At 62.8% G+C, this 13,989-nt stretch carries 15 protein-coding genes; 1 reads left to right on the top strand and 14 read right to left on the bottom strand.

What is annotated here, in order from left to right; genetic code table 11:
• Positions 1-13 precede the first annotated feature (13 nt).
• The 12 genes from N8H74_RS12425 to N8H74_RS12370 form a co-directional block, all read right to left on the bottom strand.
• Entirely contained in the window at positions 14-610 is a 597-nt protein-coding gene (locus tag N8H74_RS12425) for a nucleotidyltransferase family protein (protein WP_262147877.1), read from the bottom strand.
• On the bottom strand, positions 607-1,587 hold the full coding sequence (locus N8H74_RS12420; protein ID WP_262147875.1) for an XdhC family protein: 981 nt from the start codon (positions 1,585-1,587) through the stop codon (positions 607-609). Before N8H74_RS12420 ends, N8H74_RS12425 begins: the two co-directional genes overlap by 4 nt.
• Positions 1,587-3,908 carry a xanthine dehydrogenase family protein molybdopterin-binding subunit gene (locus N8H74_RS12415; protein ID WP_262147873.1) on the bottom strand — a complete coding sequence of 774 codons (2,322 nt, stop codon included), beginning with the start codon at positions 3,906-3,908 and terminating at the stop codon, positions 1,587-1,589. The genes N8H74_RS12420 and N8H74_RS12415 overlap by 1 nt, the downstream gene beginning before the upstream one ends.
• Positions 3,905-4,375: a (2Fe-2S)-binding protein gene (locus N8H74_RS12410; RefSeq protein ID WP_217830651.1), complete on the bottom strand. Its 471-nt coding sequence runs from the start codon at positions 4,373-4,375 to the stop codon at positions 3,905-3,907. Before N8H74_RS12410 ends, N8H74_RS12415 begins: the two co-directional genes overlap by 4 nt.
• 246 nt (positions 4,376-4,621) lie before the next feature.
• The gene (gene murB / locus N8H74_RS12405) at positions 4,622-5,641 is read right to left on the bottom strand and encodes a UDP-N-acetylmuramate dehydrogenase (RefSeq protein ID WP_262147871.1); all 1,020 of its coding nucleotides are present in this window, start codon (positions 5,639-5,641) and stop codon (positions 4,622-4,624) included.
• Complete coding sequence (locus N8H74_RS12400) at positions 5,638-6,102, bottom strand: low molecular weight protein-tyrosine-phosphatase (RefSeq protein ID WP_262147869.1); 465 nt, start codon at positions 6,100-6,102, stop codon at positions 5,638-5,640. The genes murB and N8H74_RS12400 overlap by 4 nt, the downstream gene beginning before the upstream one ends.
• Positions 6,102-6,866 carry a 3-deoxy-manno-octulosonate cytidylyltransferase gene (gene kdsB / locus N8H74_RS12395; RefSeq protein ID WP_262147868.1) on the bottom strand — a complete coding sequence of 255 codons (765 nt, stop codon included), beginning with the start codon at positions 6,864-6,866 and terminating at the stop codon, positions 6,102-6,104. Before kdsB ends, N8H74_RS12400 begins: the two co-directional genes overlap by 1 nt.
• The gene (locus tag N8H74_RS12390; protein WP_003179363.1) at positions 6,863-7,048 is read right to left on the bottom strand and encodes a Trm112 family protein; all 186 of its coding nucleotides are present in this window, start codon (positions 7,046-7,048) and stop codon (positions 6,863-6,865) included. The genes kdsB and N8H74_RS12390 overlap by 4 nt, the downstream gene beginning before the upstream one ends.
• Positions 7,049-7,072: 24 nt before the next feature.
• Positions 7,073-8,083 carry a tetraacyldisaccharide 4'-kinase gene (gene lpxK, locus N8H74_RS12385; RefSeq protein ID WP_262147867.1) on the bottom strand — a complete coding sequence of 337 codons (1,011 nt, stop codon included), beginning with the start codon at positions 8,081-8,083 and terminating at the stop codon, positions 7,073-7,075.
• The gene (locus tag N8H74_RS12380) at positions 8,083-8,511 is read right to left on the bottom strand and encodes a biopolymer transporter ExbD (protein WP_217830646.1); all 429 of its coding nucleotides are present in this window, start codon (positions 8,509-8,511) and stop codon (positions 8,083-8,085) included. Before N8H74_RS12380 ends, lpxK begins: the two co-directional genes overlap by 1 nt.
• Positions 8,508-9,143, bottom strand: coding sequence for a MotA/TolQ/ExbB proton channel family protein (locus N8H74_RS12375; protein ID WP_262148165.1), 636 nt, complete (start codon positions 9,141-9,143; stop codon positions 8,508-8,510). The genes N8H74_RS12380 and N8H74_RS12375 overlap by 4 nt, the downstream gene beginning before the upstream one ends.
• A gap of 111 nt (positions 9,144-9,254) precedes the next feature.
• Positions 9,255-11,486 carry a DNA internalization-related competence protein ComEC/Rec2 gene (locus N8H74_RS12370; RefSeq protein WP_262147864.1) on the bottom strand — a complete coding sequence of 744 codons (2,232 nt, stop codon included), beginning with the start codon at positions 11,484-11,486 and terminating at the stop codon, positions 9,255-9,257.
• Positions 11,487-11,622: 136 nt separating this feature from the next.
• Here N8H74_RS12370 and N8H74_RS12365 point away from each other — a divergent pair, with 136 nt between their 5' ends.
• Positions 11,623-12,141 carry a DUF2062 domain-containing protein gene (locus N8H74_RS12365; protein WP_217830644.1) on the top strand — a complete coding sequence of 173 codons (519 nt, stop codon included), beginning with the start codon at positions 11,623-11,625 and terminating at the stop codon, positions 12,139-12,141.
• A gap of 105 nt (positions 12,142-12,246) precedes the next feature.
• Here N8H74_RS12365 and N8H74_RS12360 read toward each other — a convergent pair whose 3' ends face one another.
• Positions 12,247-13,026: an ABC transporter permease gene (locus N8H74_RS12360; protein ID WP_217830643.1), complete on the bottom strand. Its 780-nt coding sequence runs from the start codon at positions 13,024-13,026 to the stop codon at positions 12,247-12,249.
• Entirely contained in the window at positions 13,023-13,955 is a 933-nt protein-coding gene (locus N8H74_RS12355; protein WP_217830642.1) for an ABC transporter ATP-binding protein, read from the bottom strand. The genes N8H74_RS12360 and N8H74_RS12355 overlap by 4 nt, the downstream gene beginning before the upstream one ends.
• Positions 13,956-13,989 lie beyond the last annotated feature (34 nt).

Genomic DNA, 13,989 nt, shown 5'->3' with positions numbered 1-13,989 from the left:
ATCCGGGCAATCCTCAGGCGTGCGGGAACGTCAAAGCTTCTGGTACATCGATATCCCACACCACGCCTGGATCATCCACTGCCACTTCAATCACCCTGCCCTGGGCAAACAGCGCCCTGGCCCCGCGATCACCGGACAGCGCCATCAGTCCCGGCCCGAATGCCCGGCCAAACCCCACCGGATGCCCATACTCGCCCTCCCGCACCGGCACACTGACCGCGTCCTCGGCAAGCGCCGCCGCCACGCGCTCAATGCTCGACGGCAATATGAATGGCATGTCCCCCAGCACGATCAGCCAGCCGTCCATATCCGCACATGCCGCAACGCCCGCCGCGATGCTGTCGCCCATGCCGGTCGACTCGATCGACACGATCTCACAGCCATAAGCCTGCGCCATGCGCATCGCCTGCGGCCGCGCCTCGGTCGTGACCAGCACGCGCTTATCGAGGTCGGCGGGCAGGTTCAGCAACACCTGCTCGATCACCGAACGCACCGAGCCGTCGCGCCCCGTGCAATCGGCCAGCAACTTGTCTTTGTCGGCGCCGGCCACTTGGCGAAAGCGACTGCCCTCGCCGGCGGCCAGCACGATCACTCCGATGGATCGACTCATACGTTCTCCACTGCCTTTTTTTGCTTCAACTCCACGCCGTTTTTGATCGCGACGATTTCCGCCAGCAACGACAAGGCAATTTCTGCCGGGGTGTGGCTGCCGATGTGCAGACCGATCGGACCGTGCAGACGCTCGATCGCCTGTTCCGACAAGCCTAGCTCAGCCAGATTGTCGCGGCGTTTCTGGCTGTTGATCCGTGAGCCGAGAGCGCCGACATAAAACGCTTTCGAATCGAGCGCGGTCAGCAGCGCCATGTCATCCAGACGTGGATCGTGAGTCAGCGCGACAATCGCCGTGCGCTCGTCGGTCTGAATGCTCAGCACCGCATCGTCCGGCATGCCGGGGACGAAACGACCATGCTGCGCCTCCCAGCCATAGACGAATTCGCTGCGCGGATCGCAGATCAGCACTTCGAAATCCAGCAGCCGCGCCATCTCGGCCACGTACCGCGAAAGCTGCCCGGCCCCGATCAACAGCAAGCGCCAGCGCGGGCCGTAAATGGCCCGCAAGGTCGTGCCGTCAAAGGTCAGTGAATCGCTCTTGCCGGCCGGCGAAAGCACCACCTCCCCGGTTTCGATATTCAGCTCGCGAGCAACGATTTCATGGTTTTCACAGCGCGCCAGCAATTCGCCGACCCAGGCCGGATCGCCGACGCGCTCTTCGGTCAATCGCAAGGTTCCGCCACAGGGCAGCCCGAAACGCGCGGCCTCCTCTTGAGTCACGCCGTAGGTAATCAACTGCACGGGCGGCCCGTCGGCGGGAATCCGCCCATCGTGGAGACGGGCGATCAGGTCATCCTCGACGCAACCACCCGACACCGAGCCAATCACTACGCCATCCTCGCGCAGCGCCAACATCGCGCCAGGCGCCCGGGGCGCAGTGCCCCAGGTCTGCACCACGCTGAACAACACCACCCGCCGGCCAGCGCGGCGCCATTCGAGGACGCTGCGCAGGACGTTGAGATCGACGCTGTCCATCACGCCTGTGCCTTTTGCCAGCCCTGCAACTGATACCGCACGGGCAGGCTGCGGATGCGCTTGCCGGTGGCGGCGAAGATTGCGTTGCACAGCGCCGGCGCAATCGGCGGCACACCCGGCTCGCCGACACCGCCCAGCGGCACTTCGCCCGGAGGTGTCACCAGATGCACCTTGACCTCCTTCGGTGCCAGGGACATGCGCGCCACTTCATACATATGGAAGTTGTCCTGCTGCACCTTGCCGTCCTTGAAGCTGATTTCGCCCCACACGGCATTGCCCAGGCCCATCACGCAAGCACCCTCGAACTGCGAGCGAATCCGTTCCGGATTGATCTGCGGCCCGCAATCCACGGCGATGTCAGCCTTGTGTACGAGCAGTGTGCCGTCGTCCTTGACCTCGACCTCGATCACCGCCGCCACATAGGTGACGAAGCTGTAATGCACGGCCAGCCCCAGGCCACGGCCCTTGGGCAGTTGTCGGCCCCAACCGGCGCCTTTGGCGGCGGTTTCCAGCACGGCGCGCATGCGTGCGGTATCGATCGGATAACGCTCGGGGGATTCGCCGTAGTTCCACTCCTCACTGAGGGTGCGCGGGTCGATCTGGCGATCCGGACCAAGCAGCTTGATCTGGTATTTCAGTGGGTCCTCACCGGCCTTGTGCGCCAGTTCATCGACGAAGCTCTGGATCGCGAAGCCATGGGGAATGTTCGACACCGAGCGATACCAGCCGACCCGCGTGTGAACCGTGGCCTCGGGGTTTTCCAGGCGCACATTGGGAATCGCGTAGGCCATGTTGGTGAAGCCCATGCCCAGTTCGAACGCCGCCTCGTGATTCATGCCCGGCGCAAACAGCGCGGTGATGCTCGGCGCCACCGTGCGGTGCAGCCAGGCAGACGGCAAACCGTCCTTGCCGACACCGGCCTTGAGGTACTCGGCGGAGACGGTGTGGAAATACGAGTTGTGAATGTCGTCTTCCCGCGACCACTGCACCCTCACGGCCTTGCCGGGAAACTCCTTGGCCAGAATCGCCGCTTCGATGACGAAATCCGGTTTGGACTTGCGACCGAAACCGCCACCGAGCAGGGTGACATTGAACGTTACATTATCGAAGGGCAGCCCCAGTCGTTCGGCGATCCGCTCACGGGTGACCTGCGGTGCCTGGCTCGGCGCCCACGCCTCGCAGGTGCCGTTCTGGTAACGGGCGATAGCGACCATCGGCTCCATTGGCGCCTGCGCCAGGTGCGGTAAATAGTAAGAGGCCTCAAGGGTGCCGGCGGCGCCGTTCAACGCTTTCTCGATATCACCGGTATTACGCACGACCTTGCCCGGTTTCAGCGAGGCGGCTTCCAGCTCCTTGCGGTAGGCAATCGAGTCGTAGCTGGCGTTCGGGCCGTCATCCCATTCGATTTTCAGCGCCTCGCGTCCCTTGAGCGCCGCCCAGGTGTTGCTCGCCACCACGGCCACACCGCCCAACGGCTGAAACTCCGAAGGCAATGGACGAGGTTCGATCTGGATCACCTTGAGCACGCCCGGCACCTTGAGTGCGGCGCTGTCGTCCACCGACTTGACCTTGCCGCCGTAAACCGCCGGCCGGGCGATGACCGCGAACAACATACCGTCGAAATGTACGTCGGCGCCGTACACCGCGCGACCGTTGACGATGTCGGCACCATCGATGGCTTTGGTGCCTTCCTTGCCGATGTAGCGAAACTCCGACGACGGCTTGAGTCGCAGACTGTCACGCGCTGGCACCGGCAACGCACTGGCCGCAACGGCCAATTCGCCATAACCCAGCTCACGGCCGGACGGTTTATGCACAACCTTGTGCAATTGCGCCTGGCACTCGGCGACCGGCACTTTCCATTGCTCGGCGGCAGCCTGCTCCAGCATGGTCCGGGCCGCCGCGCCGCAACGACGCATCGGTTCATACCAGTGACGCATGCTGCGCGAACCATCGGTGTCCTGATTGCCGAAGCGCACTTCATCCCCCGGCGCCTGCTGCACTTTGACATGCGCCCAATCGGCTTCCAGCTCATCGGCCACCACCATGGTCAGACTGGTACGCACGCCCTGGCCCATTTCCGAGCGGTTGCAAACCACGGTCACCGTGCCATCGGCGGCAATGCTGACGTAGACCTTCGGATCGTCGATCCAGCCGTTGGGCATGCCGTCGGCGCCGAATTTCTTCGGCGGGTCCTCGGCCAGCGCATCCTGCCAGCCCCAGCTGGCGGCCAGCACCAGAGCACCGGTGGCACCCACCCCTTTGAGAAATCCCCGGCGGCTGAGGTTACTCAGGGAAAAATCGTTCGGTAGACGGCTCATGCCTTGACCTCCTTCAGGTGGGTGGATGCCTGCCGGATCGCGGTCTTGATCCGGTTATAGGTGCCACAGCGGCAAATGTTGCCGACCATCGCCTCTTCGATCTGTTCATCCGTTGGATTCGGATTGGTTTTGAGCAACGCCGTGGCGGACATGATTTGCCCACCCTGGCAGTAACCGCACTGGGCAACAGCGGTGTCCAGCCAGGCTTGCTGAACCACCTGCCCCACCGGGTCGGCGTGCAGGTTGTCGATCGTGGTGACGTTCTGCCCGATCACCGAGCCGATCGGCGTGATGCAACTGCGCGCCGGCGAGCCTTCGATGTGAATGGTGCATGCGCCACACAGGCCCATGCCGCAGCCGAACTTGGTGCCGTTGTAACCGGCGACATCACGGATCGCCCAGAGCAGCGGCATGTCTTCGCTGACATCGAGTTGATGGTCTTGACCGTTGAGTTTCAGGGTAATCATGGGCACGCCCGCATATTCATGGAGGTTATGGGGTCGAGCAATCTGCCGCCGTGGCAACGGCGGTGGTTCGTGCAGATCGACTCAGGCTAATGAGGCTCTCTTGTGCGGACGCAAGCGTCTGCACCGGGCCTTTTGATGGAGCAAATGACTTGCATCGTTAGCGGGCCAAGTTAACCCAGCATTAACAAAAAAGCCCTGCACTGTTCGTCAGTGCAGGGCTTTGGAATGCGCCTTGAAAGCGTAGCCTCAATAGCGATTCGGCTCCATTTCCAGCTCGACATTGAAACGTTCTGCAATGTCTTTCTGGATACGCTGCGCCAGATCGAGCAATTGCAGTCCGGTCGCCGCACCGTAGTTGACCAGCACCAGCGCCTGCAATTTATGCACGCCGGCATCCGCCTCACGGAAGCCCTTCCACCCTGCCCGCTCGATCAACCAGCCAGCGGCAAGTTTCATCTGCCCGTCCGGTTGCGCATAGGCCACCAGATCCGGGTGCTGCTCCTTGATCTGCTCTACCCGCGCGGCCGACACCAGGGGATTCTTGAAGAAGCTGCCGGCATTGCCGAGCACCGCCGGATCCGGCAATTTTTCGCTACGAATGCTGCAAATCGCGCGACTGACGTCGGTCGGCGTCGGCTGCTCGATGCCCTGTTCGCTCAGGCGCTGGCGCACCGGGCCATATTCCAGATGCAGATGAGCGACGCGATCAAGGTTAAAGCGCACCCGCAGGATCAGCCAGCGACCCGGCTGCTGCTTGAACAGACTGTCGCGATAGGCGAAGTTGCATTCCTCCAGACTGAAGTCACGCAGCTCACCGGTCTGGCGATCCAGTGCGGTGAGGCCGGCGAAAACATCCTTGATCTCGACGCCGTAGGCACCGATGTTTTGCATCGGCGCAGCGCCCACGGTGCCGGGGATCAGGCTGAGGTTTTCCAGTCCCGACAAGCCCTCGGCCAGGGTGTGCAAGACGAATGGATGCCACGGCTCACCCGCTTCCGCTTCGATCACCACGCGGTTGCCGTCATCGCTGATGATGCGGATCCCGCGACTGGCCATGCGCAGCACCAGCGCCGCAATATCCGCCGTCAGCAGCAGATTGCTGCCGCCGCCGATCACCAGCAACGGCACGCCCTGCACATCGGCATACGCCAGGGCTTCGCGCACATCGGCGTCGCTGCGGGCCTCGGCAAACAGTTGCGCGCGCACCTCCACGCCAAAGCTGTTGAACGGTTTCAGGGAAACCTGCGATTGCACCTGCAAACTCATAACCGGCCCTTCACTTCGATCAGCAATTGGTCACAGGCGCGCTCGATCAGATCCAGCACCTGCTCGAAACCCTGATCGCCGTCGTAATACGGATCCGGCACTTCATCCACCTCACCGGCATACCGCCGCAGGAACAGGTCCAGCTCGGCCTTGGCGGTGGACGGTTGCAGGGCCTTGAGGTTGCGCAGATTGCTGTGATCCATGGCGAGGATCAGGTCGTAACTGGCGAAGTCGGCACGGCTGACCTGCTGCGCGCGTTGCGTCGACAGGTCGTAGCCGCGCAATTTGGCGGCGGCCTGGCTGCGCTTGTCCGGCGGATTGCCGACGTGCCAGTCACCGGTGCCGGCGGAGGCCACTTCGACCTGCCCGGCCAAACCGGCTTCACGCAACTTGTGGCGCAACACACCTTCGGCGGTGGGCGAACGGCAAATGTTGCCCAGGCACACGAACAGAACGCGCATCAGGCCCCCAACAGGCGACGAACGCGCTCGAGGTCTTCAGGGGTGTCGACCCCGGTCGGCGGCGCGATCAGCGCATCGGCCACATGAATCCGCACGCCGTGCCACAGGGCACGCAATTGCTCGAGGGATTCAGTGTTTTCCAGCCAGCACGGCCCCCAGCTCACGAAGTCATGCAGGAAACCGGCGCGGTAGGCATAAATGCCGATGTGGCGACGGTACGGCACGCCTTCCGGCAGCGCTTCGCGGCTCTTGGCGAACGCGTCGCGAGCCCAGGGCAAGGTCGCGCGGCTGAAGGTCAGCGCCAGACCGTTGAGGTCGCTGACGACCTTGACCACGTTGGGATTGAACAGGGTCGCCACGTCCTCGATCGGCTCAGCGAGGGTCGCCATGCGCGCCTCGGTGTGGGCCGCGAGGTTGGCGGCGACCTGATCGATCACGCTCGGCGGGATCAGCGGCTCGTCGCCCTGGACGTTGACCACGATGGCATCAGGGGCCAGGCCCAGTTTGACGGCCACTTCGGCCAGCCGGTCGGTGCCGGAATTGTGGTCTTCACGGGTCAGCACCACTTCGGCGCCGAATGCCTGGCAGGCCTCGACGATGCGCGCATCATCGGTCGCCACTACAACGCGGCTGGCGCTGCTTTTGCTCGCCTGTTCCCAGACGTGCCGGATCATCGGCTTGCCGGCAATATCCAGCAGCGGCTTGCCCGGCAGACGGGTCGAAGCGTAGCGCGATGGAATGACAACGGTGAACGCAGTGGTCATTTATCCAGACGCTCATCGGTGGTCAGGGTGCGGGCTTCGCTTTCCAGCATCACCGGGATGCCGTCGCGGATCGGATAAGCCAGGCCTGCGCCCTTGCTGATCAGTTCGGTCTTGTCGGCGCTGAGCTTGAGCGGGCCTTTGCAGACCGGGCAGGCGAGGATGTCGAGCAATTTGGTGTCCATGAACATTCCCTGGATAAAAACGAATTAAGGCAAAAGACGATCCGGCAACAGGCGCATCAACTGGGTATCGAACCAGGCCACGAAGGCCGGCGACGGCACGGCCTCGACCGCCAGATACCACCAGTCGGCAGCCGCAAAGGCGCGGCACTTCACCGCGTCCTTTTCGGTCATCACCAGCGGCAATGACGGGGTGAAACTCAAGGCCTGCACGCTGTATTCGGCGTGATCGGCGAACGCATGGGGCACGGGCCGCCAGTCTAGCGCTTCAAGGGTATTGAAGAAACGTTGCGGATTGCCGATCCCGGCCACCGCATGCACGGCCTGCCCGGCGGGAAAATGCTCGACCGGTCGGCGTTCGCCGCTGCGCAGGTTGATCAGCGCCGAGGGTTGCAGGCGGAACGCGAAGCCGTCGTCGCGATCAGCCGTGGCGCCGTTGAACAGCACCCCGTCGACGCTTTGCAGGCGCTCGACCGGCTCGCGCAGCGGCCCGGCGGGCAGGCAGCGTTTGTTGCCCAGGCCACGGGCGGCGTCGATCAGCACCAGCTCCAGATCCCGCGCCAGACGGTAATGCTGCATGCCGTCGTCGGACAGGATCAGGTCCAGCGGCTCGCTGTCGAGCAAGGCTTTGACGGCGGCGCCGCGATTAGGGTCGATCACCAGCGGCACGTCGGTGCGCTGCACGATCAGCAGCGGTTCGTCACCGGCAATGTCGGCACTTTGATCGGCTGCGACCCGCCACGGCAATTGCGGCGGTTTGGCGCCGTAGCCACGACTGACCACCCCGACCCGCAGGCCCCGGCGTCGGCAGTGCTCGATCAGCCACAGGATCATCGGCGTTTTGCCGGTGCCGCCAACAGTAATGTTGCCAACCACGATCACCGGCACCGGCGATTGAAAGATCTCGCCCTCACCATCCAGAAAGCGCTGGCGCTTGCCGGCGACCACACGGCGATACAACCACTCCAGCGGCCGCAACAGGCTCAGGGCCGGATGTCCCTGATACCACGCGGCGAGCAAACGATCGGACATGGCCATCAGGATTTAGGCGCCGCCTCGACCGTGGTCATGCGCAAATGGCTGAAACCGAGCTTGCCGGCCGCGTCCATGGCGGTGATCACCGATTGATGCTGGGTCTTGCCGTCGGCACTGATCGACAATGGCATGTTGGTGTCGCCGTTGGCTTCCTTCTGCATGGCTTCCATCAAGGTCGCCAGATCGTTTTTCGGCAGAATTTTGTTATTCACCGAAAACACGCCTTCGGCGCTGATGGCCACGTCCAGTTGCTTGACCTGCTGATCCTCGGCCGGCGAGCCGCTGACCGCTTCCGGCAGATCGACGCGCAACTGGGTTTCGCGGGTGAACGTGGTGGTCACGACGAAAAACAGCAGCAGGATGAACACCACGTCGATCAGCGACGCGAGGTTGATGTCCACGGTTTCCCGAGGCTTGCGACGGAATTTCACGCTTTGCCCTCGGCCAGGTCGACATCACGGTCGCCCTGCACCACTTCGACCAGTTTGATCGCTTCCTGCTCCATGCCCACCACCAGCTCATCGATGCGCCGTTGCAGGAACCGATGGAAGAACACCGACGGAATACCGACCATCAGGCCCGCAGCGGTGGTGATCAGCGCCTTGGAGATACCGCCGGCCAGTACCGATGCATTGGTGGTCATGCCGGAACCGGTGAACGCACTGAAAATATCGATCATGCCCAGCACCGTACCCAACAGGCCCAACAACGGCGCCATGGCGGCGATGGTGCCCAGCGCATTGACGTAGCGCTCCAGTTCATGGATGACCCGGGCGGCGGCCTCTTCGATGCACTCCTTCATGATCTCGCGACCATGTTTGGAGTTGGCCAGACCGGCGGCGAGGATTTCACCCAGCGGCGAGTTGGCGCGCAGTTCCTTGAGTTTTTCCTTGTTGAGATGCTTGTCCTTGATCCACACCCAGACCTGACCCAGCAGATGCTCCGGAGTCACGCGACTGGCGCGCAGGGTCCACAGGCGCTCAGCGACGATCGCCATGGCGGCGACGGAACTCAGAATGATCGGCAACATCATCCAGCCGCCGGATTTGACCAATTCCCACACAGTGACAGCCCCCTCGAAAAAGTGCGCCACTTTAGCATACCGATCCACGATAAAGACCCGCCGCTCCGACGACCGTGATGTCGCCCGCGCGTCCCCCATGAACAGGCGCTCTCAAGGGTTCGACTGCTCTGCAACGCGCCAGAACCGGCGCTGCTGACGCATCGTCCGGGCCGCCTGAAAGCGCCCCAGTTGCAGATGAATGGCACCCTGCTCGGCGCTGTCATGAATCGTCAGTCCGTGTTTGCGATAGCGGGCCATGACCATCGGATGCGGATGACCGAACGAGTTGCCCTGGCCCCTGGAAATCAGCACCGCATGCGGGCGCAACACGTTGAGCAGGGCCATCGAGGACGAACTGCGACTGCCGTGGTGCGGTGCCTGCAACCATTGCGTGGGCACGGCCAGCGGACTCTCCAGCAGCACGCGTTCGGCAGCGGTGTCGATATCCCCGGTCAGCAGCAGTCGCTCGCCGTTGGCCTCGATCTGCAATACGCAGGAGCGCTGATTGCTGTCGTGGGCCCTGGACCATTGCCACAGTTCGAAGCGGACGCCGTCCCACTGCCATCGCCGCCCGCTCTCGCAGGCTTCGGCGTTGAGTTCGAGCGGCAGTCCTGGCGGGTCGCCGCTGATCACCCGCCGGGGCGGCAAACCGCGCGCCACAGCCAGCGCCCCGCCAGCATGGTCGGCGTCGGCATGACTGAGCAACATCAGATCGAGACGTTCGACACGAAGCTTGCGCAACGCCGGCAGCACCACCCGTTCGCCGATATCGAGATCGCCGAATCGCGGCCCCGCGTCATACAGCAACGTGTGATGACGGGTGCGGATCAGGATCGCCAAGCCTTGGCCGACATCGAGTTGCCAGACATCGGCCACGCCTTCTGCCAGTCGCTCACGGGGCGGCAGCGCCAGAATCAACAACGGCCAGCCCAATGGCCGCAACGGCACGCCGCGGGGCAACATTAATAGAAACGCACCGAGGCAACCCAGCGCCCAGACCCACCCCGGAATGCTCGGCGGGATCCACGCCGGCCAGCGCCCGGCAATCTGCGCCAACACGATGAACAGCCAGTCGATCAGACCGCCGGCCAGCCACAGCAGACCTTCGCCAACCCAAGGCACCCACAGCAACAGGCAGCCCAGCAGTGCCGCCGGCAACACCAGCAAACTGACCCAGGGCACCGCCAACAAGTTGGCAAACGGCCCGCTGAGACTGATCGGCAGACTCAAGGCCAGCAACACCGGGCACAAACCGATCGCGATCAGCCACTGCGCCCGCGTCCAGGTCTGCCACCAGCGCCACGGCCCCAGGCGACCGCCGAAGGTAAAAATCAGGATCGCCACCGCCGCAAAGGACAACCACAATCCCGGCCGCAGACTCGCAAGCGGATCCATCAACAGCACCCCGTCGAACGCCAGCAACAGCGGCCACCAGGCCCCCAAGTGGCGGAAACGCAAACGCCACAGCAGTACCAGCGCGACCATCACGCACGCCCGTTGAACCGGCACATCGAAGCCGGCCAGCAGGCCATATCCCAATGCAGCAGCGAACGCCGAGCCACAGGCCCAAGGCAACCAGGGCCAGCTTCGCGACCACCAACCGAGCCGGGCCAGGCCGGCCACCAACCCATACATCACGGCCGCCAACAGGGCGATGTGCTGCCCGGAAATCACCAGCAGATGCACGGTTCCGGTGTCCTGCAAGACCTGCCAGTCCTCGCGACTGAGCCCCGAACCATCGCCGAGCACCAGCGCCGCCAACGCCGCACCACGCCCCTGGGCGTCCACCTCAAGCAAGCGCTGCCGCAGACTGTCACGCCAGGCCCACTGCGCAGCGGCCAGCCGCTGGCCGTCCTTCACCGTACCGGTGGCGCCGATACGTTGCGCCAGCAGCCAGGCTTCGTAATCGAAGGCATCGGGATTGAGCAAACCACCCGGCCGCTTGAGCTTGACCGCCAGGCGCCAGCGCTCGCCGCTGTTGACCGGCGGCCCCGCGTACCAGGCCAGACGTATCAGGCCTGGCAGCTTTTCGTGACGCGAGCGCGCATCGGCCAGCTCGAATCGCACCACACCCTCGCTGTTCTGCGGCAAACCGACCACCCGGCCTTCGACCCAGCGAGTCTCGCCATCCAGCGCCCGGGGCAGACGATCGTTCAATGCCCACTGCGCACCCACACACGCCCAGGTAAACCCGAACAACAGCAAAGCCAGCGGATAGCTGCGAAACGGCAGCAGCATCAACGCCACCACCGGCAACACCCACAAAAGCCCGACCGGCGGCAAGGCCGGCAAAAAAACCGGGGCCAGCAGACCGACTGCCAGCGCCATCATCCCTGTGCGCATAAGCCCGTCCTTGAGAGTCCCGTCATCAGGCATAGCGGGAATCGGGCAGCGACGTCGTCAACAATTGTCACAAAGTCTAAATGGGCGACTTTTAGAATCCAGACATACTTGCCGCCTTAACCGACCGAGAAGCCTTATGCCCCGGCGCTTATTCAAACGTTACATGCCCGACCCGACGAGCATCAGGGAACACAAATCCTTACGCTTTCTCGGCAAGCTGCTGCATGACCCGAACCTCTGGCACCTCAACCGGCACTCGGTCGCCCGCGCCATGGGCGTCGGCCTGTTTGCCGCGTTTCTGCCGATTCCCGCCCAAATGCTGGTGGCCGCCACCCTGGCGATCATGGTGCGGGGCAACATGCCAATCGCCGTCAGCCTGGTCTGGCTGACCAACCCGATCACCATGCCGGCCGTGTTTTTCTGCACCTACCAGGCCGGCGCCTGGCTGATGAACATCCCCGCCCGCAGCCTGCCTGACGAACTGACCTGGGAATGGATCAGCGGCGAACTCTCGACGCTGTGGCAACCGTTCCTGCTCGGCTCGGTGGTCGTCGGCCTCGCGCTCGGCGCCCTCGCCTACTGCCTGGTCATGATGTACTGGCGCTGGTGGGTAGCCCGGCAATGGGCGCGGCGCAAGAAAAGTCGAATGGGATGAATGCAAAACGGCCTCCAGATGGGAGGCCGTTTTTTATGGGATGGGATTGGTGCGGAGCGAAGAATGTGTACACCTGCCAGAACCCGGTTGGCCTGAAGGCCGCAATCAGGTCCGCATTCCCCGCCCACTCACCAACAACCGCGCGCACCCGAAATACAACACCACCGTTGCCACCAGCATGAACGTAATCGCAATCCCGATACGGATATCCGACACCCCCAAAATGCCGTAGCGGAACGCATTGACCATATGCAGCACAGGGTTGGCCAGCGACACCGTCTGCCAGAACGGCGGCAACAGAGTGATCGAGTAAAACACCCCGCCCAGATACGTCAGCGGCGTCAGGACAAAAGTCGGAATGATCGAAATATCATCGAAGTTGCGTGCAAACACAGCGTTGATGAAACCCAGCAGCGAGAAAATCGTCGCCGTCAGCACCACCACCAGGATGGTCACCCCCAGGTGATGCACCTGCAGATGCGTGAAAAACAGCGACAACAGCGTCACGATGACGCCCACCATCAAACCACGCAGAACACCGCCAAGGGTGTAGCCGATCAGAATGGTGTGCGGCGAAACCGGCGACACCATCAATTCCTCGATGGAGCGCTGAAACTTGCTGCCGAAGAAGCTCGACACCACGTTGCCATAGGAGTTGGTGATCACCGACATCATGATCAACCCCGGCACGATGTACTCCATGTAGGTGAAGCCACCCATGTCGCCGATCTGCCGGCCGATCAGATTGCCGAAGATCACGAAGTACAGAACCATGGTGATTGCCGGCGGCAGCAGCGTCTGCGGCCAGATCCGGGTGAACCGGCGGACCTCGCGGTAAACGATGGTATTGAGGGCAACGAGGTTAGGGCCGAACTCGGAACTCATACCGCCACCTTCGACAGATTTTTCTCCACCAGGGACACGAACAGCTCCTCGAGGCGATTGGTTTTGTTACGCAGGCTCAACACTTCGATGTTCTGCAGGGCCAGTTGGCCGAACAGCGCGGTAATGCCCATGGACTTGTCGACCTGCACTTCCAGGGTATGGCCGTCGAGCAGGCGAGCCGGATAACCGGCCAGTTGCGGCGCGGCGCCCAGGCCGTTTTTCAGATCGAGCAGGAAGGTTTCCACATGCAGCTGGCCGAGCAACTGCCGCATGCTGGTGTTCTCGACAATCGTGCCGTGATCGATGATGCCGATGTTGCGGCACAACTGCTCAGCCTCTTCCAGGTAATGCGTGGTGAGGATGATGGTGATGCCTTTCTGGTTCAGTTCGGTGAGGAACGTCCACATCGAACGGCGCAGTTCGATATCGACCCCGGCAGTCGGTTCGTCGAGGATCAACAGGCGCGGCTCATGCACCAGCGCGCGGGCGATCATCAGACGACGCTTCATCCCGCCGGACAACGAACGCGACGGCACATCGCGCTTGTCCCACAGGCCAAGCTGGGTCAGGTACTGCTCGGCGCGTTCCTTGGCGACTTTCGCCGGAATGCCGTAGTAGCCGGCCTGGGTCACGACGATGTCGAAGGTCTTTTCGAACTGGTTGAAATTGAATTCCTGGGGCACCACGCCAATCGAGCGCTTGAGCGCGGCGGGGTTCTTGTCCAGGTCATTACCAAAGATATTCACCGAGCCGCTGGTCTTGTTCACCAGGGTCGAGAGAATGCCGATGGTCGTGGATTTGCCGGCGCCGTTGGGGCCGAGCAAGGCGAAGAAGTCACCCTCGGCGACGTCCAGATCGATACCACTCAAGGCCTGGAACCCGTTGCCGTAGGTTTTGGTTAGCTGCCGGATGGACAGAGCGGAACTCATATCTGATTTACGCCAAGAAAGAATGAAAAGGATA

Source organism: Pseudomonas sp. B2M1-30, from assembly GCF_025447575.1.
Classification (GTDB): domain Bacteria; phylum Pseudomonadota; class Gammaproteobacteria; order Pseudomonadales; family Pseudomonadaceae; genus Aquipseudomonas; species Aquipseudomonas botevensis.
Note: the sequence above shows the minus strand (reverse complement) of the source record. Positions and strands in the feature narration are given on the sequence as shown.